The sequence below is a fragment of the Chryseobacterium jejuense genome (genome assembly GCF_900100075.1).
GTDB lineage: Bacteria > Bacteroidota > Bacteroidia > Flavobacteriales > Weeksellaceae > Chryseobacterium > Chryseobacterium jejuense.
In genome coordinates, this window is record NZ_FNEG01000002.1 from 685412 (window position 1) to 711429 (window position 26018).

General features: G+C 37.0%; 20 protein-coding genes and 5 tRNA genes. 20 read left to right on the forward strand and 5 right to left on the reverse strand.

Annotated elements, in window-relative coordinates:
* Window positions 1-144 precede the first annotated feature (144 nt).
* From BLS98_RS08525 to BLS98_RS08545, 5 genes are all read left to right on the forward strand, one after another.
* Complete coding sequence (locus tag BLS98_RS08525; RefSeq protein ID WP_089735485.1) at window positions 145-1158, forward strand: DUF4421 family protein; 1014 nt, start codon at window positions 145-147, stop codon at window positions 1156-1158.
* A gap of 69 nt (window positions 1159-1227) precedes the next feature.
* Window positions 1228-2610: a phosphoglucosamine mutase gene (gene glmM, locus BLS98_RS08530; protein ID WP_089735487.1), complete on the forward strand. Its 1383-nt coding sequence runs from the start codon at window positions 1228-1230 to the stop codon at window positions 2608-2610.
* A gap of 43 nt (window positions 2611-2653) precedes the next feature.
* Complete coding sequence (locus tag BLS98_RS08535) at window positions 2654-3235, forward strand: Crp/Fnr family transcriptional regulator (protein ID WP_089735489.1); 582 nt, start codon at window positions 2654-2656, stop codon at window positions 3233-3235.
* A gap of 357 nt (window positions 3236-3592) precedes the next feature.
* Window positions 3593-4564 carry a quinone oxidoreductase family protein gene (locus tag BLS98_RS08540; protein ID WP_089735491.1) on the forward strand — a complete coding sequence of 324 codons (972 nt, stop codon included), beginning with the start codon at window positions 3593-3595 and terminating at the stop codon, window positions 4562-4564.
* Window positions 4565-4773: 209 nt separating this feature from the next.
* The gene (locus tag BLS98_RS08545; RefSeq protein ID WP_089735493.1) at window positions 4774-6156 is read left to right on the forward strand and encodes a tetratricopeptide repeat protein; all 1383 of its coding nucleotides are present in this window, start codon (window positions 4774-4776) and stop codon (window positions 6154-6156) included.
* 306 nt (window positions 6157-6462) lie between these two features.
* On the opposite strand, the gene BLS98_RS08550 is transcribed toward BLS98_RS08545, so the two are convergent.
* The 3 genes from BLS98_RS08550 to BLS98_RS08560 form a co-directional block, all read right to left on the reverse strand.
* Window positions 6463-7341: a DMT family transporter gene (locus BLS98_RS08550; RefSeq protein WP_089735495.1), complete on the reverse strand. Its 879-nt coding sequence runs from the start codon at window positions 7339-7341 to the stop codon at window positions 6463-6465.
* Window positions 7328-7981: a leucyl/phenylalanyl-tRNA--protein transferase gene (gene aat, locus BLS98_RS08555; protein ID WP_089735497.1), complete on the reverse strand. Its 654-nt coding sequence runs from the start codon at window positions 7979-7981 to the stop codon at window positions 7328-7330. Before aat ends, BLS98_RS08550 begins: the two co-directional genes overlap by 14 nt.
* A 62-nt stretch (window positions 7982-8043) precedes the next feature.
* Entirely contained in the window at window positions 8044-8421 is a 378-nt protein-coding gene (locus BLS98_RS08560; RefSeq protein ID WP_045492249.1) for a DUF3127 domain-containing protein, read from the reverse strand.
* A 179-nt stretch (window positions 8422-8600) separates the two neighbouring features.
* Here BLS98_RS08560 and BLS98_RS08565 point away from each other — a divergent pair.
* The 5 genes from BLS98_RS08565 (at window position 8601) to BLS98_RS08585 (ending at window position 9193) form a co-directional block, all read left to right on the forward strand.
* A tRNA-Leu gene (locus BLS98_RS08565) sits at window positions 8601-8682 on the forward strand.
* 4 nt (window positions 8683-8686) lie between these two features.
* Window positions 8687-8762, forward strand: a tRNA-Gly gene (locus BLS98_RS08570).
* Between the two features lie 6 nt (window positions 8763-8768).
* Window positions 8769-8852 (forward strand) — tRNA-Leu (locus BLS98_RS08575).
* A gap of 123 nt (window positions 8853-8975) precedes the next feature.
* Window positions 8976-9057 (forward strand) — tRNA-Leu (locus BLS98_RS08580).
* Between the two features lie 52 nt (window positions 9058-9109).
* Window positions 9110-9193 (forward strand) — tRNA-Leu (locus BLS98_RS08585).
* A gap of 92 nt (window positions 9194-9285) precedes the next feature.
* Here the strand turns inward: BLS98_RS08585 and BLS98_RS08590 are convergent.
* A complete protein-coding gene (locus BLS98_RS08590; RefSeq protein ID WP_228425119.1) occupies window positions 9286-10260 on the reverse strand; it encodes a helix-turn-helix domain-containing protein in 975 nt (324 codons plus the stop codon).
* Between the two features lie 98 nt (window positions 10261-10358).
* Here BLS98_RS08590 and BLS98_RS08595 point away from each other — a divergent pair, with 98 nt between their 5' ends.
* Together BLS98_RS08595 and BLS98_RS08600 are read left to right on the forward strand one after the other, a co-directional pair.
* Window positions 10359-12746, forward strand: coding sequence for a TonB-dependent receptor (locus BLS98_RS08595; protein ID WP_089735500.1), 2388 nt, complete (start codon window positions 10359-10361; stop codon window positions 12744-12746).
* Window positions 12747-13913: a PepSY-associated TM helix domain-containing protein gene (locus BLS98_RS08600; RefSeq protein WP_089735502.1), complete on the forward strand. Its 1167-nt coding sequence runs from the start codon at window positions 12747-12749 to the stop codon at window positions 13911-13913.
* A 6-nt stretch (window positions 13914-13919) separates the two neighbouring features.
* Here BLS98_RS08600 and BLS98_RS08605 read toward each other — a convergent pair whose 3' ends face one another.
* Window positions 13920-14531 (reverse strand): helix-turn-helix domain-containing protein, encoded by a 612-nt coding sequence (locus BLS98_RS08605; protein WP_089735504.1) that lies wholly within the window; start codon window positions 14529-14531, stop codon window positions 13920-13922.
* Window positions 14532-14656: 125 nt separating this feature from the next.
* Here BLS98_RS08605 and BLS98_RS08610 point away from each other — a divergent pair, with 125 nt between their 5' ends.
* From BLS98_RS08610 to BLS98_RS08645, 8 genes are all read left to right on the forward strand, one after another.
* The gene (locus BLS98_RS08610) at window positions 14657-15052 is read left to right on the forward strand and encodes a YbjN domain-containing protein (protein ID WP_089735745.1); all 396 of its coding nucleotides are present in this window, start codon (window positions 14657-14659) and stop codon (window positions 15050-15052) included.
* A gap of 19 nt (window positions 15053-15071) precedes the next feature.
* Window positions 15072-15773, forward strand: a complete 702-nt coding sequence (locus BLS98_RS08615; RefSeq protein WP_089735506.1) for a PspA/IM30 family protein — start codon at window positions 15072-15074, stop codon at window positions 15771-15773.
* A gap of 3 nt (window positions 15774-15776) precedes the next feature.
* Window positions 15777-16433 (forward strand): hypothetical protein, encoded by a 657-nt coding sequence (locus tag BLS98_RS08620; protein ID WP_089735508.1) that lies wholly within the window; start codon window positions 15777-15779, stop codon window positions 16431-16433.
* 119 nt (window positions 16434-16552) lie between these two features.
* The gene (locus tag BLS98_RS08625) at window positions 16553-18574 is read left to right on the forward strand and encodes a flotillin family protein (protein ID WP_089735511.1); all 2022 of its coding nucleotides are present in this window, start codon (window positions 16553-16555) and stop codon (window positions 18572-18574) included.
* A 124-nt stretch (window positions 18575-18698) separates the two neighbouring features.
* Window positions 18699-23501 carry a DNA repair ATPase gene (locus BLS98_RS08630; RefSeq protein WP_089735512.1) on the forward strand — a complete coding sequence of 1601 codons (4803 nt, stop codon included), beginning with the start codon at window positions 18699-18701 and terminating at the stop codon, window positions 23499-23501.
* 172 nt (window positions 23502-23673) lie between these two features.
* A complete protein-coding gene (locus BLS98_RS08635; RefSeq protein WP_089735514.1) occupies window positions 23674-24039 on the forward strand; it encodes a hypothetical protein in 366 nt (121 codons plus the stop codon).
* A gap of 43 nt (window positions 24040-24082) precedes the next feature.
* Window positions 24083-25498 (forward strand): aminotransferase-like domain-containing protein, encoded by a 1416-nt coding sequence (locus tag BLS98_RS08640; RefSeq protein ID WP_089735516.1) that lies wholly within the window; start codon window positions 24083-24085, stop codon window positions 25496-25498.
* A 13-nt stretch (window positions 25499-25511) separates the two neighbouring features.
* Window positions 25512-25997 carry a GNAT family N-acetyltransferase gene (locus tag BLS98_RS08645; RefSeq protein ID WP_089735519.1) on the forward strand — a complete coding sequence of 162 codons (486 nt, stop codon included), beginning with the start codon at window positions 25512-25514 and terminating at the stop codon, window positions 25995-25997.
* The last annotated feature ends 21 nt before the right edge of the window (window positions 25998-26018 follow it).

Here is a 26018-nt window from a genome sequence, read left to right on the forward strand (position 1 = left end):
GTACTTAAAAAGAATTTTGCGCCTAGTAAGTTCAATTCCAAAAGAACGGGATGCGATAAAGATTGTGGCTGTTCTTAAGAGAGATTTCAATGGATAATTAAAAAAAATGTAGTAATTTCATTTTTTTAATTTAAAATATTCAGATTGAATCTTATAAGAGTAGGAGTTGTTGTATTGTTTTCTTTGTTGGCTATTCGGGTCAGCGCACAAACAGATACAACAAATATCAAATCTTATGCAGATCAGGTAATGGTCCGTGCCAATCTGGATACCAATATTGAGAGTTATATCTTTACAGAAGGAGAGAAAGAAAATGCAAAACAGCAGATATTCTCTATCAACAATAAAACAAAAGTTTCCCTATCCATCGATTATAGGATTATAAGTGCGACTTTATCCTTTGCCCCCAAATTCTTTGAAGGAAATAATGACAATTATCTGAAAGGAAACAGTTCTTATACAGACTTCAGCATTAGATTTTTCCCCAAAAGATTTATTCAAAATCTTTATTATAAAAATGTAAAAGGCTTCTACATTGAAAATATGAAAGAAGTCTTTCCAGCTTGGAAGGAAGGCGATCCTTATACTCAGTTTCCTGACTTAAGGGTGCAAAGCTTTGGCGGTTCCACATCTTATATTCTTAATAAAAATTTTTCCGCAAGAAGCATCTACACCCAGGGTGAATGGCAAAAGAAGAGTAGTGGCAGCTGGATTCCGTTTCTCGACTATGATCTTACCATTTTCAGAAATAAAGTTCAAGAACAGAGTCTGAAGGAAACCCAATATAAAATTGGAGCCAATATGGGGTATTTCTACAATTGGGTACTTGGAAAAAACGTAAATATTGCACCTTTTCTCGCACTTGGGTTGGGTGGAAAATTTTCAACGTATCAAAATGTACAGGGTGATGGCATAAGAACAAATGCCCAATATCTTACCTTAAGAATGGAAGGCGGTCTACACGTAGGATACAATACAGACAGATTTCTGTTTGGCGGAAAAATGAACTTCAGTGCATATGCCTATAATCAGACAAGAAGTCAGGTAGTACAGAATAACAGTGTGTATGGTTTATTATACATTGGTTATCGTTTTGCTCCGCCCAGAGTGGTAGAGAATACGTATGATAAAATTCAAAAAAAGATCCCTGTTTTATAAGGTGACTGTCTTTTTAAGTATCTTTGTTTCGCATAAATTATTACACTAATCAATTAGAAATAAAACAGAATGTCGTTAATAAAATCTATTTCGGGAATTCGCGGAACCATAGGAGGAAAAGTAAATGATAACTTAACACCTCTTGACGTGGTAAAATTCGCTTCCGCATTCGGAACATGGCTTCAGAATAATAAAAATAAAAAAGACTTAACCCTTATCATTGGAAGAGATGCTAGAATCTCAGGCCAGATGGTTTCTTCACTGGTTACAGCAACATTACAGGGATTAGGAATCAATGTGGTTGATTTAGGACTTTCTACAACGCCTACCGTTGAAATAATGGTTCCTGAATTGAACGCAGACGGAGGAATTATCCTTACTGCCTCCCACAACCCAAAACAATGGAATGCCCTAAAGCTTTTAAACGAAAAAGGAGAATTCATCACGGGTGAAAATGGAGCAGAAGTTCTTGCTTTAGCAGAAAGTGAAGATTTCAATTATGCAGAAGTAGACAATCTTGGGAAATATGAAACCAGAGAAGATGCATTTGACATCCATATTCAGCAGATTCTTGATTTACCAATGGTAGATGCTGAAGCTATTAAAGCTAAAAACTTTAAAGTAGTACTGGATGCTGTAAATTCTACAGGAGGAATCGCTATTCCAATGTTATTAGATAAATTAGGTTGTGAAACCGTTAAATTATACTGTGAGCCAACAGGCGATTTCCCACACAATCCTGAACCTTTAAAAGAACATTTGGGCGATATCTGTGAACTGGTTAAAAAAGAAAATGCAGATTTAGGAGTTGTAGTGGACCCGGATGTAGACAGATTAGCCCTAATTGATGAAAAAGGAGAAATGTTCGGCGAAGAATATACATTGGTAGCCGTTGCAGATTATCTGTTGAAAAATAAAAATGGAGTGGCCATCTCTAACCTTTCCTCAAGCCGTGCATTGAGAGACGTTGCTCAATCTCACAACTCAGAATACTTTGCAAGTGCTGTAGGAGAAGTGAATGTAGTCACTTTAATGAAAGAGAAAAACGCTGTAATTGGTGGGGAAGGAAACGGAGGAATTATCTATCCTGATCTTCACTACGGAAGAGATTCTTTAGTAGGAGTAGCATTATTCTTAACTCATCTGGCAAAGGAAAATAAAACTGTTTCTGAACTAAGAGCAGGATATCCAAGCTATTTCATGGGGAAAAAGAAAATAGAACTCACTCCGGAAATTGATGTAGATGCTATCCTAAGCAAAATGGAGAAAGAATACGAAAATGAAGAAGTTTCTACCGTTGATGGTGTTAAAATAGACTTTGAAAACAACTGGGTTCACCTTAGAAAATCTAATACTGAGCCAATCATCAGAATTTATACAGAAGCTAAATCCCAGGAAGAAGCAGATAAATTAGGAGATGATATCATTGCTAAGATTAAAAGTTTAATTTAAATAAATCATAAGAACGGACTAGCGCCGTTCTTTTTTTATATCCATGTTTGAACACATCAAAAACAGATTTCCTTTTCCCAAAGAGAAATGGAGAAAATTCATAGGCAGCTTTGAACGACTGGAAGTTCCTGCTAAAACATTACTCTTGAACGAAGGAGAGGTTTCAAATAACGCCTTCTATCTGGAAAAAGGAATTGTAAGAGCATGGTATAATAATGATGGTAAGGATGTGACATTCCAGTTTTTTCTGGAAAATACTATGTTTTCTTCCCTCGAAAGCTTTAAAAAAGGCCTTCCCAGTATGGTCTCTTTTGAAACAGTAGAACCCTGTATTTTATATAAAATTAAAAAGCCTGATGTAGAAGCATTTTTGGAAGAAGTATACCAGAGCCCTGAGCTCAGAACCTTTTTTATGGATGCCCTTTTTGAGAGAATCTTCGATTATATGAAACATTTCTTCTCATTCATAAAAGACACTCCCCAACAGCGTTACATCCAGCTTTCACAACAAAAACCTGAAATTATCAAAAGAGTTCCCCAGCATTATATCGCTTCGTATTTAGGGATTACAACAGTGCATCTCAGCAGGATAAAAAGTAAAATATTGAAAGAAAAGATTTCTTAAGCAGGAAGATGGAGGCTGGAAGAAGGAAGTTTCTGGCGTTTTCTTTTTTTTGGAAATATTTTTTAACGCAACAGATGCAAAGAATTTTCAAATTAATGGCTATGAAAACCGTTCGCAAAGGCGTTTCACTCAGCGATGATCGTATTCTTTGCTGAACGAAGTGCCTTAGCGGACAAAAAATAAAGCAGAACCATTCAAAAACTTGCGAACCTAGCGTTTTATCCTCTATCATTAGTAATTATCGACTTCGATAACTTCCAACCTCCTACTCTCAGCTTCCCGCCTCTCACAAACTGATAACAAATGTTATCGTCTGCTCAGCTCTCCGCCTCATAATTTTGTATAAAATTTAAAACAATGAAAGCAGTAGTAGTATTTGAAAAAGGAAGCGCTCCTCAATATGCAGATTTTCCAGAACCGGAAATAGTAAATGATAATGAAGTGTTGGTCACTGTAAAAGCGGCTTCTATTAAAAATCTGGATAAAGCAAGAGCCAGCGGAAAGCATTATTCCACTGAAAATGAAGTCCATCAGCCAACAATTGTAGGTTCAGATGGAGTAGGCTATCTTGAGGATGGGTCAAAAGTTTACTTCTTCAGTAAAAAAGGAACCGTTGCAGAAAAAGCAGTGGCAAATGCTCAAATGATGGTATCCATTCCTGAAGAACTTGATTTTTCTATAGCAGCTGCTCTTCCCAATGCTGTAATGGGATCTGCAATGGCATTGAAGTTCAAAGCGGGTATACAGTCTGGAAATGTTGTTCTTGTAAATGGAGCCACTGGAATTACGGGAAGAATAGCCGTTCAGATTGCTAAAGTGTATGGAGCTTCAAAAATTATTGTTACCGGAAGAAATGAAGAATCCTTACAAGCCCTTCGTGAACTTGGAGCCGATGAGGTGGTTTCTCTACAATTAAATGATGAAGATTTTAAAAAGAAAATAAAGGAAATTCACAGTGAAAGCCCTATTGATATTGTTATCGATTATATTTGGGGGCACTCTGTAGAAATGATTTTATCAGCATTTAAAGGTGACGGAACATTTTCCCATAAAACAAAACTGATTACAATAGGGGGAATGAGTGGAGATACCATCCAATTATCCTCACAAATTCTTAGAGCAACAGATATTCAGATTTCAGGGTCAGGATTAGGAAGTTGGACGAAAGAAGAATCAGCACTTTTATTTTCCGAAATTATTCCGGAAATGTTCCAGGCGGCAGTGGAAGGAAAAATTAAAATAGAAACCGAAAATGTTGATATAAAAAATATCGAAGCCGTATGGAATACTGAGATACAAAGCGGAAAAAGGCTCGTAATAAAAATTTAACCCCAATTTCCGTTTTTTTATCCACAATCCTTTTATCGGTTTTCTTTTTTTACTATTTTTATAATAGAAATTTATGAAATGGAAAATTCAAAAAAAAGTTGCAACTTTGCATAAATATTTGAATATCAGTTTCAGATATATTATTAATTAATAAAGTTTGCCGAAGTCTGTAAGTAAATTCAGGCATTGGGCTGACGAAGAGGACACTATTGGAAGAGTATTTTGGAAATGAACTTGTAAAAAAGTTCGAAGAAATGATGGAAAACAATGACGAATTCTACTTCGATACCGAAGAGTTGGAAGATATCATTGTTTATTATTTGGAGCTTGGTGATTTTAATTACGCTGATATGGCTGTTAATTATGGACTGAAGCTTCACCCCAATTCATTAGATATCAAGATCAAAAGACTTGAAATTCTTCTGGAGTGGGAAGAATATAATACGGCGAAAGATCTTATTGACGAGCTGAAAGGTTCCTCTATGGAACATACAGACTTTTTAGTTTGCTATGCTAAGTATTATTCGAACCTGGGTAACCCTAGAAAATCCATTGAAATCTGCAAAAAAGCCCTTACACTGGAGGAAGAAGAAAATTTCCTTCACAACTTTATTGCGGATGAATATATCAATCTGGGAGATCCCTTTAACGCTCTTAAACATTACAGAAAAGCACTTAAAGAAGATCCTTCGGACGAATATTCGTTGGAAAACGCAATGGTGTGTTTCAGTGACTTGAATAAGAGTGAGGAGGCGATTGCCTTTCTTAATGAATATTTAGATGAATTCCCTTATTCCGAAACTGCTTGGTTTGAATATGGACAATTCTACTTCAACAGAAAGAACTTTGATGAAGCCATAAAAGGATATGATTACCTATTGGCTATCAATTCAAATTCTGTAGGGGTATATGCTAATAAAGCAGCGTGTTATGAAGCTTTAGGGCAGTATCAGAAAGCTATAGAAACTTATGAGGAAATGCTTGAACTGGAATATACCAAAGCATTTACTTTCTATAAAATCGGATTGTGTAATAAAGCATTAAAGCAGCCTATTTTAGCTTTAAATTCATTCCAGAAATCATTGAGAGAAGATCCTCAGTTTTATCTGGCGATGATGGAACAGTCTTATTTATACGAAGAAATGGGCGGAATGTCTGAAGCTCTTCATTTTGCCAAAGAAGCAACACAGCTGAATGAAAATAATCTTGACTATCAAAAAAGATTAGCATTCCTGTTCATTGATTCCGGGAAATTTGAAGAAAGTCTTTCCTGTCTTAAAAAGCTGGTAGATGCTGAGCCATCAAGATTTTATAATTGGTATGCCTACTCAGAAGTTCTGATGCTTGTAGGAGAGTATGAAGATGCTGTAACTGTTTTAAATGGAGCGATAAAGCATCATGATAGAGCTGAGTTGTATTATCAGTTAAGCAACTGTTTTTTCAATCTGAAAGATCAGGATAAAGGAATGGAATCACTTCAGAAAGCTTTAGAACTGGATCCGTCTCTGGTAAAGGATATGCAAAAGAAATATCCGTTTATCAAAGAAGAAGTAAAAAAGGTGAAGGTGAGCAAAGTGAAGAAAAAGAACTAAACGTTCTCCAAATAACAAAAAAGCCTGCAGAAATGCAGGCTTTTTTTTCTTTATTTTTAACGCTAAGAATACGCGGAGATTTACAAAATTGTATGGATATTTTTGTTCGCAAAGGCACTTCGTTCAGCTAAGAATACGATCATCGCTGAGTGAAACGCCTTTTCGAACATAATTTTTCAATTTTTTTTATTCAAATCCTTTGTGAACTCTGCGTTAAAATAATATTGGAATTATGAGTCGGTGATATTTTAATTGTTTGATTAATAGTGTCTTCAAGCCTCCTTTCTTCCAGCTCCCAGCCTTAAACTATTTTTTCGGATTGCTTCTTAAAAAGATCAGCCCGGCAATAATTACTCCTGCGCCTATAAATTGGAAAATAGTAAGCTTTTCATTATCAATGATCCCCCAAATAATTGCCACAATAGGCATTATAAGAGTTACCGTTGAAGCAAAAAGCGGAGTGGAAACTTTTAAAAGTCGATAATTCATTGTCATGGCAAGCCCGGTTCCGAAAATGGAAAGTAGACTTACAAACATCAATCCAAGCATATTACCTTTTGTAAAACTGAATTCGGAAAAGAATCCTGTACTGGTAAGAGCAATAATGGAAGGAAAGATTAAGACAAAAGAAAATATAAAAGAAGACAAAACAACGGATGAAACATCCATCAGTTTTGATTTCACAGTGGTTGTACTTATTGCATAGCATAAAGTAGCAAGCAATAGGAGTAGAATCGGTATCATTTTAAGTTCACCGCTGTCACCACCACCAAAAGCCAGGATGCAAACTCCCGTAAAGCTTATCAGAACTCCTATGATTTGTTTCTTCGTGGTTTCAAACTTCCATACCAAAGCTCCCACAATGATGACAAAAATAGGCATCATGGAGTTAATGATCCCTGCAATACTGCTGGTGACCTCCTTTTCTGCAATCGGGAAAAGGAACATGGGGATAAAATTTCCGGTAAACGCAGCCAATATAAGCCACTTTAAATGTTTTTTCGGAAAAAGTTTATAATTGGAAATAGCAATAGGAAGTAAAATAATACCAGCGATAAGGACTCTTAGTGATCCTACCTGATACGGACTGAAATGATCCAGTGATTTTTTGATCAAAATAAAAGAAGATCCCCAAATAATGCTCAGGGTAGCCAGAAGGAGCCATTTTTCTTTATCTGCGTTCATTGTTTTCGTGTAGGATTTTTAAAAATTCTTTTTTAGGAATCATTTTTGCCCCCAGACTCTCTAGGTGTTCGGTATGAGATTGACAGTCAATTAATTCAATCTGTTCTTTGTTGCTTTCTACAAAGTGAATGAATCCTGCTTTTGAGGCATTGCTCACTTTCGTAAACATACTCTCACCACAGAATACATTTCCGATCTGTAAACCGTAAAAACCTCCTACAAGCTCTCCATCCTGCCATACTTCAATACTTCTTGCCAGGCCATATTCATGAAGTTTGATGAAAGAATTCATCAGTTCATCTGAAAGCCATGTGCCGGATTGTCCTTTACGTTCGGTTTGCTGACAGTTTTTGATGACTTCTCTGAAGTTTTTATTCTCAGAAAAAGTAAAAACCTTTCTGTTTAATATCTTTCTCATTGATTTAGAAACCTTTATTTCATCAGGAACTAAAACAAATCTAGGATCCGGGCTCCACCATAGAATTTCCTCTCCTGGGTTGTACCAGGGGAAAATACCCAATTGGTAAGCGAACCAAATGCGTTCTATAGACAGATCTCCACCATAGGCAATAAGCCCATCATGTCCGTCATACACCTCCGGATCAGGAAATGAAATCTCGTTTTCGTCTAGTCGGACCATTTTTTAGCAAAAAAATCCCACTTTTAAGAAAGCAGGATTTATATTTGATTTTAATTCTTTAATTAGAAAGGTAAATCATCATCATCATCTCCAGCAAACGGATTCTCATTAGAAACAGGAGAAGCTGATTGCTGAGGCATAGCCTGAGTAGGTTCTGATCCATTATCAAAAACTTTCTCTACTTTCCATCCAGTAATAGAGTTGAAGTATTTAGTTTCACCTTGTGGAGAAACCCATTCTCTACCTCTGATGTTGATTCCTATTTTTACGTTTTCACCTTCTTTAAGGTTATCTAATAAACTAATTTTATCAGATAAAAATTCTATGTTTATCGGCTGTGGATACTGTTCCTGGGTTAAAATAACCAATTCTCTTTTTTGAAATCCACTTGCAAAAGTTTGAGTTTCAAAAAGTTTCTTTACCGTTCCTTGTAATTCCATATCGTAATTATTAACGTTGTAAAAGTAAGAAAATGAAATGTAATAATAGGTGCCGCAGAAAAAAAATCTGGAAATTTTAATTTTTTTTTCTAAAAAGTTTGGAGGTAAAGGAAATTGTCCTATATTTGCACTCACAAAAACGAAGCAAGCTCTTTAAAACTTACAATATTAAAAAACCAGCGGATGTGGTGTAATTGGTAGCCACGCCAGACTTAGGATCTGGTGCCGTGAGGCGTGGGGGTTCGAGTCCCTTCATCCGCACTATGCGAAAATAGCTCAGCTGGTAGAGCACAACCTTGCCAAGGTTGGGGTCGCGGGTTCGAATCCCGTTTTTCGCTCCACACCATGCCCTGGTGGTGGAACTGGTAGACACGCAGGACTTAAAATCCTGTGTCCGCAAGGACGTACGGGTTCAAGTCCCGTCTGGGGTACAAAGCCCTCTGTATTTGCTACGGAGGGTTTTTTGTTTTAATAGAGAGAGTGATCTTTTAAATAAATTTCTTATATTTGTAAGAATTATCGATTGTATCTGCGGTGGCAGAGCAATATAACCAGCGGATGTGGTGTAATTGGTAGCCACGCCAGACTTAGGATCTGGTGCTGTGAGGCGTGGGGGTTCGAGTCCCTTCATCCGCACAATACAAAGAACAGGATTTGCTTTCAAATCCTTTTTTTGTACCACACACCGGCCCTGGTGGTGGAACTGGTAGACACGCAGGACTTAAAATCCTGTGTCCGCAAGGACGTACGGGTTCAAGTCCCGTCTGGGGTACAAAACCCTCTGTATTTTGAATACGGAGGGTTTTTTGTTTTTATACGATCCTAATCTGAAGTGGGGCAGAAATGTATCTCTGGTATTCTCTTTTAGTTTTTGCGATAATAACTGGGCCCAACACCCACTTCGTTCTTAAAAGCTACACTAAAAGACGAAGGAGAAGCATATCCAAGATGATAAGCAATTTCCTTAATAGAGAAATCAGAATTTTTAAGGAGATAAAGTGCTTCCTTCATTCTAAGTTTTGAAGCATAATGAAAAACACCGTCGCCAAACAGCTCTTTAAAGCCATTTTTTAATTTAAATTCATTAATACCAAACTTTATAGAAAGCTGTTCTATGGTATAAAAAGATTTCAGGTTTCCTTCTATAAACTCTTTTACTTCCATCAGTTTGTGAATTTCATAGGTGTTGATAGAAGTTTTCTTTTTTGTTTCCTTATTTTTTGCAAATTCAAAGATGAGCAACAGAAGATTGAGGATCTTACTTTTAATGAAATATTCTTTATACAAGCCCTCCAGAGTACATTTTTTGATCTCCAGTAGAATACCCATCATTTGCGGGGTTATAGGAAGCCCTTCCGGGAATAGGCTGGCAGCTTTGTTCTGATCTATTGTAAGGATAAAATCCTTTAATAGACCACTGCTCTCTACCAATTGATGAAAATAATCTTTTGAGACATAAATATCCAGGTTTTTATAACTGGTTTCTTTTTGGAATTGAATTTCTACATCAGCATTTTCAGGGGTAAAATAGATATAGTGATGAAAGAGCTTATATTCTCCATTTTTCCCATTAACAGAATCTCTGATAACATCCGCACCATTAAGAAAAAAAGCAAGTTCGATGTATTTTATCGTTTCTGTTCGGAATTTCATGATATAATCCTCAGTATAGGAAAATTGATACTCTTTTACTAAAAACTCATCACCTTCATATAAGGTCAAGGTTTCAAATTTTCCCAGTTCATTAACGAAAATTTCTGGTACACCACCGCAATGATTCTCTCCAAAAAAATCTAAAATCTGTCTTGCAATGGTATGGTTCGGTACAATCTCTCCCAAAATCAAATGTCTTTATCCCAAGCTCAAAAGCTTTTCCTGTTGGCAACCGTTAATTTTGCCAGCGTAAATTTAATTAAACTAATTCTAAATAACAATTTATGAATAAGAACAAGTTCCTTTTCTCTGCATTGCTTTTCCCTGCTGCTTTCTGGGCACAAAGTACGGCACAGATTACAGGAAAAGTGATAAACTCTCAAAAGAAACCGGTTTCGGCTGTAAAAGTTATTCTAAATAACGGAGAAGCAGAAGCTTATACAGATGATAACGGATTTTACCGGTTCAATAATATGCCTGCAGGAAATTATGTACTTAAAGTGGATGATCCGGATGTTGTTAAAACCTATTCTTTTACTTTAAAAGAGAATGATGTCATTACCCATGATTTTATACAAACGCCAAGCGATGCTTATCAAATAGTAGCTGTAAATGTTACTGCAAACCGTAAAACCATTCCATCTTCTACATTAAGATTAGGAGAAAACCTATTGGTTACTCCTCAGAATATTCAGGTAATAGATCAGCGTTTACTAAGCGATCAGCAAATCCTTACAACAGCTGAAGGCCTAAGCAGAAATGTAAGTGGCGTACGTACCATTACCCATCAGGAAGAAGGAAGTGTAGGTATTGCCGTGCGCGGATTCTCAGCTTCTAATCTTAGGAATGGAATGGATGTGAGTGGGAGCTTTGGCCCGCTTCGTGAAGATATGTCCTTTGTAGACCGTGTAGAGTTTGTAAAAGGTCCTGCAGGATTTATGATGGGGAACACCCAGCCAGGTGGATTCTATAATATTGTAACGAAAAAGCCTGTAGGGAGAGAAAGAGGAAATATTCAACTGACTCTTGGAAGCTATAATCTGTATCGTGCAACCGCTGATGTTGAGAAAAAGTTAAGCAAAGACGGGAAATTCTGGGGAAGGCTGAACCTTATGGGAACAAAAAAAGGATCATTTCAGCAATATGTAGAGCACGAACAATTCGTGATTAATCCATCCTTTAAATATATTGCTTCAGAAAATACTAATATCACTTTTGAATATATTCTCTCTCAGAATAATTTTCAGGGAGGATTTGCCAAATATGTGTACGGAATTGAAGGATTTAAAGAACTGAAAAGATCCTTTTCCTTCTCTGATCCTATTATAGATCCTACCCGTTCGTGGGAACACAATGTCTATGGAACGATTAATCATAACTTTAATGATAACTGGATGATTACCGGGCAGTTTGGATACATTCGTTCTCAGATGGAAGGAGAGTCATTATATGCTAAATATAATACAATAGCATTGGCTGACAATCCGGTTACAGGAAGAAAAAAAGGGGATGTAGATCGTGGAATCAGCATCAATGATGCTTTAAATACATCTACTATTGGCCAGGTGTTCACAAGAGGAAAGTTTGAAACAGGAAATATCAGCCACAACATTCTTGCAGGAATAGATATGGGAAAAAAGTCCTATGTGGCAGACTGGTCTGTGCTCCCTCAGACTGTGGGCCCGGTATTTAATATCTATAATCCAGTATATGGAAATCTGAAAAAATCTGATATTCCGGAATATGACAGATCCAGATCTCTTCGGGAGAGAGGAGCTAACTATTTGAGCGATTATTCTTATACTTCCATCCACCTTCAGGATGAAGCTCGTTTTATAGATAATAAACTAAGAATAGCAGCTGGATTTCGCTATACTTCAACATCAAAAACAAGTGCTGCCGACAAAGGAGGAGAGGTTAAAAATACAGCAGTAACTCCAAGATTTAGTGTTACCGGGCTATTGACACCAACTTTCACAGTGTATGGATTGTATGATGAATCTTTTCAGGAGCAGACCGGGAAGTTAATGAATGGAAGTACAGCAGACCCTTCTTATGGGAAAAATACAGAGTTTGGATTGAAGAAAACATGGTTTAATGGACAGTTAATGACCAATCTTACGGTCTATCATCTTACAAAAACCAATATGCTTACGTCGGCAGGAATAGATTATCCCGGATTATTTGAACAGTCAGGAGAAAGCACGTCTAAAGGAATTGAGTTTGATTTGAATGGAAATATCAGTAAAAACTGGAGCGTCCTTTTCAATTATGCTTATACCGATGCCAAAGTAACCAAAGATAATGATCCTAAGAAAATAGGAGGAATGCTATATGGAACAGCAAAGCATATTACTAATGCGTGGCTAAAATACACCATTGCAGAAGGAGATTTAGAAGGGCTTGGTTTTTCTCTGGGGTATGAATATCAGGCTAAAAGAGCGGCGTGGCCGGTTGTTTTAGACCATCCGTACCTTCCGGATGATTATTTTACTTTGGATGTAGGGGTTTCTTATAAGCGGGATAATTATCAGCTGTCATTTCTGGTAAATAATCTAACAGACCGGTATAACTATGTTGGATTTTATCCGGGTGCCTGGAGCTATACCCATTATGGATGGCGGGCCACTAATCCTATCAATTTCAGAATGAATCTTTCATATAATTTTTAAATGAATACCGGAAAACTTAAAAAGAAAAATAACAGAAGTTTATTTTATAGAATATCTGCCTGGCTGCATTTGTGGCTGGGCCTTATTTCTGGGATTATTATTGTCGTGATTTGTATTACCGGAATTACATGGTCTTTTCGTGATGAAATTAAAGACTGGCTGAATCCTGAACTGAAAATTGAGTCTGTATCCGGAAAAGCAATGGCTAACCCTGCAGATCTTTATTGTCAAGCAAAAAAAATGTATCCGGAACAGGAAATATCATTTATATGGCGTCCTTCGGGTAAAACCGCAATGATAGGATTTGGGAAAAGAAATCCTGGGTTTGTTCTGCATCTTAATCCTTATACCGGTGAAGTGATCCGTAAACCTTCATTCAAAGAAGAATTTGATTTTTTTGAATGGACGTTGAAGGGGCATCGTTTTCTATGGCTACCCTCAGAGATAGGAAGACCTGTTATCAATTATTCTACGTTCATCTTCTTAATCACTTTGTTGTCGGGATTATTGTTGTGGTGGCCTAAAAAGTGGACAAAAGCCATGAGGAAGCAGAGTTTCTCTGTAAAATGGGATGCGAAAATCAAAAGGCTCAATTATGATCTCCATAATGTTTTGGGTTTCTATGCTCTGTTGATCCTGTTAGTGATATCAATGACGGGAATGTATTATGGGCTTCCATGGTTCAATAAATTCCTATACTTTACGACTTCTCTTGGAAAAACAGTCAAAACTGAACGTAAGGAAATAAAAAATATATCATCACATAACCCGGAGAAGTTAGCAGAATCTATGCTTATGGCTTGGGAAGATGCTATAGATAAAGTAGATGCAAAAGGGTATTATCTGTCTGTTCCTAAAGATTCAGCAGAGACTATAGGCTTGTTTTTATATCTTTCACATCGTCAGTTTTATGACCTGCAAAGCTTCAGCTATGATAGGAATACAGGTGTTTTGCTTGCTAATACTTCAGCATATGCAATGCCTTTTGATAAAGCAGACTTTGCCACTAAAGTACAGAAACTGAATTATGATCTTCATGTAGGTTCTGCTTTTGGAGGAATATGGGGAAGGATCTTATATTTCTTTATTACCATTATAGGAGCTTCGCTTCCAATCACCGGATTTTTGGTATGGTGGTTTAAGAAAAAGAAGAAAGGGGCTTCTTAGTAATGATTATTTTTTTTGCACTTTTTCCAGTCTTTCCAATCTCTCAAAAATATCTGTGAAAATATTCTTTTCAGCGGTTGAAATATGCCCCACAATTTTATAAAGATTCTGGTTATCAGTATGGGTTGCGTACTCTAAATTTCCATTTGTATGGGCTAATAAATGATGATTGGGATCTTTTTTCAGATCAGCTTTATTCAAAAATAAAATATCACCGTAATAATATGGGGAAAGCGGTGTTTTCTCTTTAGTCAATTCATATACCAGGTCTACAGATGCTAATATTTTTTGCAATATAGAGTTGTTCTCAGAATTGTTTTCTCTTGAATGGTTCGCGTTTTTTCTTTCACTGATGGCTAATTCAGGGAAAAGCATCAATTGATCAATGTCTGAAACACTGGCTAACTGGTTTACTTGAAGGGTTTCAGTTAATAATTTATCCAGGTCAAGACTAAAATGACTGGCTACTTTTAATATGGTCTCGATCTTCGGTTCAGCACGACCTTCTTCATAAGAACTGATTACTCCTCTGTTTAAGTCAAATAAATCAGCAAAAGCCTTTTGGCTCAAACCTTTAACCTGTCTTATTTTCTTAATATTAGTTCCAAAGAAGCTCATTGTTGTCTAATCTTTTTTGCAAAGATAGAGATTATTAAACAAATGATTGCTAAAAATATTTGCAATTTGAAAATTTTATGGTATATTTGTGTAGAACGAAAATTCAAAACACTAAACCAGCCAGCATGAAAAATCAAATATTTAGAACGGTCAAAGAGTGGTTGTTAGATTATGAGTTTACCATCACTCTGGAAGATGAGGCTCAGAGAATCTTAATCATTGAAAAAGAATCCAACGGAATCAAAAATATGATCCTTATTATATCCGATTCTATCCTTATTATGGAACAATTTCTTTTCGAAATAAAAAATCCATCCGAACAAACCTTTAGAAGACTGCTCCAGAAAAACAGAGATATCGTACATGGAGCTTTTGTTTTAGACAGTACTGGGAAACGGATTATTTTCAGAGATACTCTTCCTACAGACCATATGGCACAAAATGAAGTAATGGCCTCCATCAATTCACTGGGGATTTTGGTAGGCGAGTTTACCAACGAGATGCTTGAAATGAGTAAGTAATTCACAAAAGATATTTAAAATGAACATTTTCAAAAGATTATTAACAATAGGAAAAGCAGAGATCCATTCTGTGATTGACAATTTTGAAGATCCTATCAATTTAACGGAACAAGGAATCCGTGAAATGAAAGAAGAACTGGGGAAAAGTATTGAATCCCTGGCTCAGTTAAAGGCACTTACCATTCGTAAGAAAAATGAGGCAGAGGCAGAAGAACAAACCTCAAAAGACTATTATAATAAAGCAATAGTCATTGTTCAGAAAGCCGAAAAAGGTGAGGTAGAAACTTCAGAAGCGGATCGTCTGGCTAAAGAAGCCTTAAAAAGACAGTCTTCTTCCCAGGAAAATGCTAATCAGCTACACCAGGAACATGAAAAGCTTCACTCCGAATGTGAAAAGATGCAGACGACAATCAATCATCTGAAATCAAGTATTGGCAAATGGGAAAATGAACTTAAAACCTTAAAGGCAAGAGTTCAGGTAAGTGAGGCCACAAGGGATATTAATCAGAAAATGACCCAGATGGATACCGGAAGTGCGGTAAGCATGCTGGAAAAACTGAAAGAAAGAGTGGTACAGCAGGAAGCACTGGCAGAAGCTTATTCCGATATTTCAAAATCCGGAAAGACCATTGATGAAGAGATTGATGCCATGGTAAACAGCAATGATACAGAAGCTGAAGAAGCTTTAAACAGATTAAAAGAAACTCTTAAAAAAGGCTAATATATGACCTTTCAGGAATTTTTAAACATAGCATTTTCACCGGTGAACACTGTTTTGAGTGTATTGCTGGGTCTTTCGGTGGTGTATTGGTTATTTACCATAATTACTGGACTGGATATTGATGTGGGGTTGCATTCTGATCTTGATGTCGGGGCAGATACTCATGTTCCGGACGGCCATTTTCATGCTCCCGATCATGACCCCTCTGCATGGATGCACTTCCTGAAGTTTCTGAACCTGGATATTGTTCCGATTACTTATTTTCTTACACTATCATTGTTGATTACCTGGTTAGGATCATTTTATCTTAATTATTTCATTCCATTACCAACATGGGCGGGAATATTGATTCTCTTTCCATTGTTTATTGCAGGAATGTTACTTACCAAAGTAATTCTAAAGCCTTTAAATCCCTTTTTTAAGGAAATTAACCACAAAGGAGAGGCATCCTATGCATTTCTGGGAAGAGAAGGACGTTTGAAATCAAGCATTCAGGATGATAAAATAGGAATGATGGAAGTCTTTATCGGCAGTGACCCAATGACGTTGATGGTAAGAAGTAATGATGGAACGAAGCTGGAACACGGGACGCGTGTAATGATCGTAGACGAAGATCTTGATAAACGAGTTTACTATGTACAGAAATCCATGAGATATTAAAAAAAACTATAATCATGCTCAGCTTATTTTTAATCATGTTGAACTGTATTTTGGAGATGCTGTCTCAATACTTTTAAATAAAAAAAACACATTTATATAAACGATAAACTTATAAAACTATGAACTTACCATTAATTGCTGGAATTATCATTGTTGCAGTAGCATCAATAGGATTGATTTTCTGGATTTTATCCATGTATAAAAAAACTGTTCAGGGAATTGTTATTTTAAGAACCGGTTACGGCGGTACAAAAGTTTTCTTTAACGCAGGAATCGTAATCCCAGTCATTCACCGCATGGAGTCTATGGACATTTCCGTGAAAAAACTAGAAATCTCAAGAGAAGGAAGAGCAGGACTGATCTGTAAAGACAATATGAGAGCAGATATTCAGGTAGCATTCTTTATCCGTGTTAATAAATCAGTAGATGATATTGTGAATGTTGCTCAGACGATTGGCTGCCAGAGAGCTTCTGATGCTCAAACCTTAAGAGAACTTTTTGAAGCTAAATTTTCAGAAGCGCTAAAAACAGTAGGAAAGAAATTTGATTTCACTGAATTATACGAAGCAAGAAGTGAATTCCGTCAGGAAATCCTTGATATTATAGGAACAGACCTGAATGGATACGTTTTGGACGACTGCGCGATCGACTATCTTGAGCAAACTTCCATTGATAAGCTGGATAAAGACAATATCCTTGACTCAGAAGGGATTAAAAAAATTACAGAACTTACTGCTACACAGAATATTAAAGCCAATCAGGTTCGTCGTGATGAAGAAAAAACAATTACAAAACAAAATGTAGAAGCCCGTGAAGCTATTCTGGAGCTTGAAAAACAACTGGCAGAGAAACAGGAGTCTCAGAAAAGAGAAGTTGCCAATATCAAAGCGCGTGAAAATGCTGAAATTTTAAAAGTAGAGGAAGAAGAACGTCTGAGATATGAAACAGTGCGTATCGCAACAGAAGAAAAGCTACAGATTGCAGAAGAAAATAAACTTCGCCAGGTGGTCATTGCTGCCAAAAATAAAGAACGTGCAGACTTGGTAGAAACAGAAAGAGTATTAAAAGATAAAGCTTTAGAAGCTACAGAAAGAGAAAGGATTGTTTCCCTTGCGCAGATTGAAAAAGAGAAAGCTATAGAATTAGAGAAAAAAAGTATCCAGGATGCAATCCGTGAACGTTTAACAATGGAGAAAACGGTAGTCGAAGAGCAGCAGGGAATCAAAGATCTTGAAGCGTTCAAAACAGCAGAAAGAAACAAACAGGTTGAAATTACCCTGGCTACTCAGGAAGCAGAGAAAAAACTAATCGAAGAAACAAGAGCGGCAGAAGCACGCAAGCTGGCAGCAGAAAAAGATGCACAGAAATATGTGATCGAAGCACAGGCAAAGAGAGATGCTGCAGAAAAAGAAGCAGAAGCCCGCAAGATTATAGCAGATGCTAAGGCTAAAGAAGAAGCGACCGTAGGGTTGTCTGAAGCTCAGGTGATGCATGCTAAAGCTGATGCGGCAGAGAGACAGGGGATTGCGGAAGCTGTGGTGATTGAGAAAAAAGCTGATGCTGTGAAGAAAGAAGGAATTGCTCAGGCTGAAGTCATCAAAGAAAAAGCATTGGCAGAAGCAGCAGGTATTACTGAAAAAGCAGAAGCGATGAAGAAACTGAATGAAGCCGGAAAAGACCATGAAGAATTCCGTCTGAAACTGAACAAGGAAAAAGAAGTGGAATTGGCTGAAATAGCAATTCAGAAAGATATTGCAGAAGCTCAGTCTCTGGTATTAGCAGAAGCGTTCAAAACAGCAAAAATTGATATCGTAGGGGGTGATAATACCTTCTTTGATAATGTAATCCGCCAGGTTTCTGCAGGAAAAGGACTGGATAAATTTGTAAGCCATAGCGAAAATGCTCAGATGGTGAGAGAGAATCTTTTAGGAGATGGTGAAAACATCATCGCCAAGGTAATGGGAATGGTAGACAAATACAAAATTTCATCAGATGATATCAAGAATATGAGTATTGCATCTCTGATCTTCAAACTGAATGGAGTAGCCAACCAACAAGAAAGAGGAATTCTGGAAAGAGCTCTTGACATGGCTAAACATATGGGAGTAGACAATAAACCGGTGAACGGTAATCACGTATAATATTGCTGATGTTACAGACCTTACAGGTTTACTAAACCTATAAGGTCTGGACTAAAACAACATATTATAAGTTCTACACACGGATCTGCTGCTCTCAGCAGGAATGACAATATAATTCAACACTATGTCAGAAACACTTAATTCCGGGACTTACGAAATTATTCAGAATCGTCTGAATGAGCAAAAAAATGACCTTATAGAAAGGCTTAAGCAGCTTAATGAAGACCGTAAAAATATCTTTGGTGGAATAGATTTTTCGTTGATTGCTAATGAAAGAATTTCCACAGATCATAACTGTATTGCGAAGGATATTTATTCTCTTGGAGATCATTTGATATTGGGCTCCAATGCACATTTAGGCTTACAGACTGAAATCAATATTTCGGATGTTTTCTCCATTTATACCATTAATAGAAACAGGTTTGAACCTCAGGATCATACCCTTATCAATGATGAGGTCTTTATTGACGAGTTTAAAAACCTTTACAAATACTACAGAAATACTTTCTTTGCAAGGTTTAGCTTTACAGAGAATTATCTTTATATGGTTTTCCAGCTTTCGGAAAGCACTACAGATATTAAAGCCTTCAAATGGTTAATTAAAGAAGGCCAGCTGATTTATATAGATTCAAGAAGTGCTTCAGAAACAGCTTATCCACCCCAACATGGTTTTGTATGGATGAAGGCTACAAGAGACATGCAGCGATCAGGTAAACATCCTCATATTTCTCTTGCTGATAAAGTTTTCGTAGAAAGTATCGGTGGAGATATTACCATTAAGGTTGAGGATAATACAGACACAGGAAAAGGAATTTATTCCGAAGATGTGATCCATAAAGATCAAAACCTCGATGATGCCGAGATCCATTTCTGCGATTTGGATAACCTTGTTTTGTTTAAAATAAAGCCTTATCAGGAAACTGAACGTTATTTTATTTATAATCATAAAGAAAAGACTGTTTCAAGAGCAGATGCACTGAAATATTCCGGGCTGCTATTACCAGAGAGCCAGGGCGTACTGTTTTCTAATGGATATGCACTCCAAACCGGGGGATTGAAGGTGATTTCACAGGATCAGAATAGACTATATTACCTGAAAACCATTGTAGAACCTAACGGAGAGAACTTTTTGTATGTTTTCTATGATGATAAAACAAACAACTATCAGCTGATCTCTTATAATATCATCACCCAAACCATTGAAACTCCGATTCGATGCAGCGGCTTTACCTTCCTGAGTGATGGAAGGCTCATTTACCTTAGAGAAAGCATAGAAACTACAAAAAACCATCTCGCTCAGATCTGGCAAACCCCATTTTCAAAGGAATTGTTACCCAATGCCGAAAAGGCAGACAGCTTACTGTATAAGATCGGAAACAAAGATATTGTAAGAGTTATGGCAGAAAGCCAAGAACTTATTACCCTTTTAAATAAAAAAGACTCTTACAGCGGACTTTACAACGATATTGTAAAGCTTTCCACCTTTATTCTGGATACTTATTATTTTCTGGGAGAAGAAGAAGTTCATAAACTGGATCAGCCATTAAAGGAAATCAGAGGTATTGCTCATTCTGCAATCAATGAGTATGAAAAAGTAGTTGAGCAAAGGAAAAATACAGAAGAAGCTTTAGAAAAAATAAAGCATACCTGTGATAAGATCCTTGATGATACTAAAAGACTTCATTATTCTCAGCTTACAGAATATATTGATGCCCTTTCACAAATCAGAGCATTAAGAGGAGAAGTAATAGGTACAAGAGAACTTAAATATGCAGATACCAGCCTTCTGGACTCTCTTGAAAAAGCCTTGGCAGACCGCTATACTGAACTTTCCAATGCCTGCGTGGATTTTCTTTTGCAGGAAGGAGCTCTGCTGCCTTATGAGGAAAAAGCACAGAAAATTTCAGAAGAAATTATAGCATTACAAAAAACCATTGATGCCAAAATTATTGATGAAGATATAAGTACCTTATCAGGACAGCTGGAGCTGTTGGTAGATATTGTCAATAATCTTAAAATTGAAGATGCTTCTCAATCTACTCAGATTATTGAAAACATATCACTGATCTTTGCCCGATTGAACCAGGAAAGGCTTGAACTCAGCAAAAGGAAAAGAGAGATCTCCGGAAAAGAACTCGCTTCAGATTTTCAGGCTCAGATTACATTGTTTGATCAGTCAGTTATTAATTTTCTGGAACTTTCTCAGACTCCTGAGAAATGTGATGAATATCTGACCAAACTTTCCATTCAGTTGGAAGAAATGGAGACGAAATTCATTGATTTTGATGAATTTATCCAGCAGATAGGAGCCAAAAGAGAAGAAGTTTACGGACATTTCCAGAATAAAAGAGTACAGCTTACAGAATCAAGAAATAAAAGAACACAAAGCCTCTTTGATGCAGCCCAAAGAATTCTGAACTCTGTTCAGACCAAGGCGGAATCCTTTGACTCTGAAAATGAGATTAATGGGTATTTTGCTTCGGATCTGATGGTTGAAAAAGTGAGGGATCTTTCGAGACAATTGGTAGAATTAGGAGATTCAGCAAAATCCGAAGAAATTCAAACCCTTCTAAAAACCTGCCAGCAGGAATCGGTAAGAAAGCTCAAAGATAAAAAGGAAATTTACGTAGACGGTGAAAGCGTTATTGCGCTGGGAGATTATAAATTCGCAGTTAATAAGCAGAAACTGGATCTTACTCTTGTTCTTCGAAATGCACAATATTATTATCATCTTACTGGAACCAGCTTCTATGAGCCGTTAAACTTTAATACGGCAGATGAATTCAAAGATGTCTGGAATCAGGAACTTGTTTCTGAAAACACTCAGGTGAAAAAGTTTGAATACCTTGCCTGGAATGTATTTTCAAATCATCAAGAAATAACAACAGCGGAACAGAATGAAAAAGCGGTTCAGCAGTTTATGACCCAGCATTTTGGAGAAGGATTAGTGAAAGGTATTCATGATAAAGATGCACAAATCATTGTAACAAGACTTCAGCAGACACACAATGAGTTGGGATTGATGAGGTTTACCACACAGGAAAGAGCCCTTGCACAGTTATTCTGGTTTTTTCTAAATCCGGAGAGAAAAGAATATTATGCCCAACAATTCGAAGCAACTGCTATTATTGCTCAATCTTTTGCTGTAAAGCAGGGATTTGAATACCTAAGCAGAGAAATGGCTGAAGAGATGAGATCTTTTGCATCAATACATAATATATTGACAGAAACAGATTATATGAATGCTGCAATATATCTGAAAGAAGAAGATAAAGAAAACTTCCTGATCTCAGAAAAAGCAGGAGCATTATATGAGTTGTTTTTAAAAGAACTTAAAGAAAAAGGCAAAGATCTGGAGTTTTTTGCTCAAATACAGGCTATGCATCAATATCCATCAGCTTGTTATTATATTGCAGAAGGTGCATTACAAGCTTTTGATCCGAAGGCCGAAAAAAATATCATAGATGAAGTATTGGTATTTGTTATGACACAAAAGTATGATCCGAAAAATGTCAGACATATTTCCTATGAATCTATACTTAAAGAGTTGAAATCGCTTGAAAAAGATACAGAATATAATCTGAATTATTTTGAGTTCGTATCCCGACTGAATCATTTCAATACCATTACCGTTCCGAAATACAAACGACTTCAGGAATTGAAATACAGCTGGGTAGATGGAAAGAAAAAAGCATTGAAGCTGGAGACCTTCCAGCCGCAGATATTAAGTTCATTTGTCAGAAATAAACTGATCAATGAGGTCTATTTTCCTCTGATTGGAGCTAACCTTGCAAAGCAGCTGGGAACAGTTGGTTTGGATAAGAGAACAGACAGAATGGGAATGCTCTTACTGGTATCGCCTCCTGGATACGGAAAGACAACTCTGATGGAATATATGGCAGAACGTATGGGCTTGGTATTTATGAAGATCAACGGACCTTCATTAGGCTATGATATTGTTTCCACAGATCCGTCTGAAGCTAGAAATGCAGGAGCAAAGCAGGAGTTGGAGAAACTAAATCTTGCTTTGGAAATGGGAGATAATGTGATGTTATATTTGGATGATATTCAACACTGTAATCCGGAGTTTCTGCAAAAATTCATTTCCCTTGCCGATGGTCAGAGAAAAATTGAAGGAATTTACAACGGAGAAAGTAAAACCTATGATTTACGCTCGAAAAGATTCTGTTTGGTAATGGCAGGAAACCCGTATACAGAGAATGGAGAGAAGTTTAAAATTCCGGATATGCTGGCAAACCGTTCAGATACTTACAATTTGGGGGAAATATCAGGTTCAAAAACAGACTTATTTGATCTGAGTTTGATAGAAAACGCTTTGATGTCCAATGAATATCTGACTAGACTTACCCATCCAGGAATGCAAAATCTATATGAACTGTATGATTGTGTGGTAACAGATAATCCAGCAGACAATCTCAATGGAAATTTCAGCTCCAATGAAATATCAGACTTCAGAGCGGTGCTGAAAAACACGATCATGGTTAGAAATATGATTCTGAAAGTCAACAAAGAATATATTGCTTCCGCAGCGATGTCTGATGACTACAGAAATGAACCTTCGTTCAAACTTCAGGGATCTTATCGTAATATGAATAAGCTGATTGCACAGATTCAGCCTATTTTAAAGAAAAATGAAGTCATGCAGATCGTATTGAACCATTATCAGAATGAATCTCAAACGTTAACAACAGGTGCAGAAGCCAATATGCTGAAACTGAAAGAACTGATAGGAGTAATCTCGGAAGAAGAAACAGAACGTTGGGAAGAAATCAAAAAGACCTTTGTAAAAAATAAAACGCTGAAAGGGTTAGGAGAAAATGATAGAATGTCTCAGATTGTTGCTTTGCTTGCTCAGTTCGGGGACGGATTGGATGGAATTAAAGAAGCTTTGAAAAAAGTGGAGTAGTACTTCTCATTTTAAATTTTTGAAAATATAACGGCTGTTTCTTTGAAGCAGCCATTGTGCTTTCCAACAGAACATTCTCATTCATGAAAATCTGTACCCATAATATTCAATACTTCTGTATCTGTATCCAAACTTGGATACTCCATAATTTTGCTTTGTTAAGAAGAATACTATGGAAACCAATGTTCAATATCAGGAACCGCTTCAATATGCAGAAGTCTATATTTCAGACATGTTGGAGCTAAAAAATATATTTCTACAAGCACAGAATACCGGAAAGGTGAGCACAGAATTTGGACTCCCTTTCCTATTGGCTAAAAAGAAAGAAGAGGTGATTGCCTTTGCGAGTCTGGTTATGAATGAAAAAGGAGGAATAGCCTTTAAAATTTATGATAAAACAGGGGAACAGAACGCTGAAAAGAAAAACTTTATCTCCCGGGTCGAGAGCTATTTTAAAAAGAATAATACCGCTAATTTCCGTAACCCAGAACAGCTTAAAAATAGTATTTGCAAGATGGTTAGCTGGCTCAATCAGTAATCAAAAAGTGATAAAGTTGTACATTTACTTAAAACAGTGATCGATGCCTAAAGATGTTCTTTACCTTAAAATAGCCAATTCTGTTACAGAGCAGATCAATAGCGAAACACTGCAGTTTGGAGACAGGCTACCTTCATTACGCAGTGCCCAAAAGCTGTATAATGTTAGTTTAAATACCATAAAGCAGGCTTATATGGAGTTGGAAAGCCGTTCTCTGGTAGAATCAAGGCCAAAATATGGCTACTATGTAAGCCAGACCTCTCAGCGAAAATTAGCATTACCCTCTGTGGCGAAAATGAAGGTGTGGGAGGGAGAAAACAGCCCGGAAGATCTTGTTGGAAAGGTATTTGGAACCATTGCGGGAACGGATGTTACTCAATTTGCTTTGGGGATTCCGGGGAAAAGCCTTCTTCCGGTAGCAAAGATGAAGAAGTGCATGATAGAAGTGATTAAGAGGAAGAGTGATAGTGGAACCAATTATGAGCCGGTGCAGGGAAGTGAAAGTCTTCGCAGAGAAATTGCTAAGTGGTCTATAGTGATGGAAGGCAAAATTACCGAAGATGATCTGGTGATTACTTCCGGTGCTATGAATGGGGTTTACAATTGTCTTATGGCTGTTACCCAGCCGGGAGATTCAGTTGCGGTGGAAAGTCCTGTTTATTTTGGAATTCTTCAGGCGATTCAGCTGCTGGGATTGAAGGCGGTGGAAATTCCTACCCATCCTATTACTGGGGTAGATCTGGATGCCTTAAAAAAGGTATTACCAAAACTTTCTGCCTGTTGTTTTGTGGTGAATTACAATAATCCGTTAGGTTTTCAGATGCCGGATGAAAATAAGAAAGAACTGGTAAGAATGCTTACCGAGCATAATGTTCCTTTGGTAGAAGATGATGTCTATGGAAATATTTATTTCGGAGCAGGAAGGCCGAAGCCATGTAAATTTTATGATGAAGCAGGAATTGTGATGTGGGTAGGCTCTGTGTCTAAGACTTTAGCGCCGGGTTTTCGTGTGGGCTGGGTAGCACCTGGAAAATTTAAAGAGAAGATTATCCGCCAAAAGCTGGTGCAGACTGTTTCCAGCCCTTCTTTATTCTCGGATGTGATTGCGGACTTTCTTGAGCATGGCCGATACGATCACCATTTGAGAATGTTCAGAAAGAAATTGTATGCCAATTATTTACAGATTCAGAAATCTGTAACACAATATTTTCCTGATAATACAAAAGTTTCAGAACCGAAAGGGGGATTTATGCTGTGGCTGGAACTTGATAAAAGAATTTGTACTGAAGATTTGTATGATGAAGCAGTTAACCAGAAAGTAAATTTTGCCCCGGGAAGAATGTTTTCACAATATAATCAGTACCAAAACTGTATGAGACTAAACTATGCCCTGGAATGGACAGACCGTGTAGAAAGCGATCTGGAAAAATTGGGTAAAATGATAAAAAACAGAATTTAATACACCTAAAGCGATGAATAATAACAATAATGAAGTAAAAATCATAGCCTACGAGCCTCAGTATAAGGAAGCTTTCAGAGCCTTAAATGAAGAATGGATCAAAACATTCTTTGTGATGGAATCCAGTGATTATAAGCTGTTGGATAATCCGGAAGAAGAGATTTTAGATAAAGGTGGATATATTGCTTTCGCTTTGTTGAATGGTGAAGCGGTAGGAACATGTGCCTTAGTAAGAGCTCACGAGCAACCACTTGCTTTTGAACTGTCAAAAATGGCCGTAAGTCCTAAAGCACAAGGTAAGAAGATCGGTTACCTGTTGGGCAATGCTCTTGTTGAAAAAGCCAGAGAATTAAAAGCAGAAAAAGTATTCTTGGAGACTAACTCTATACTTGTTCCTGCCATAAAGTTATATGAAAAACTAGGGTTTAAACATACTGAAATTACTAATCCAGGTTACGATCGAGTAGATGTACAGATGGAATTAGATCTTCAATCATAATCAAAAAAAATATTGGAACTC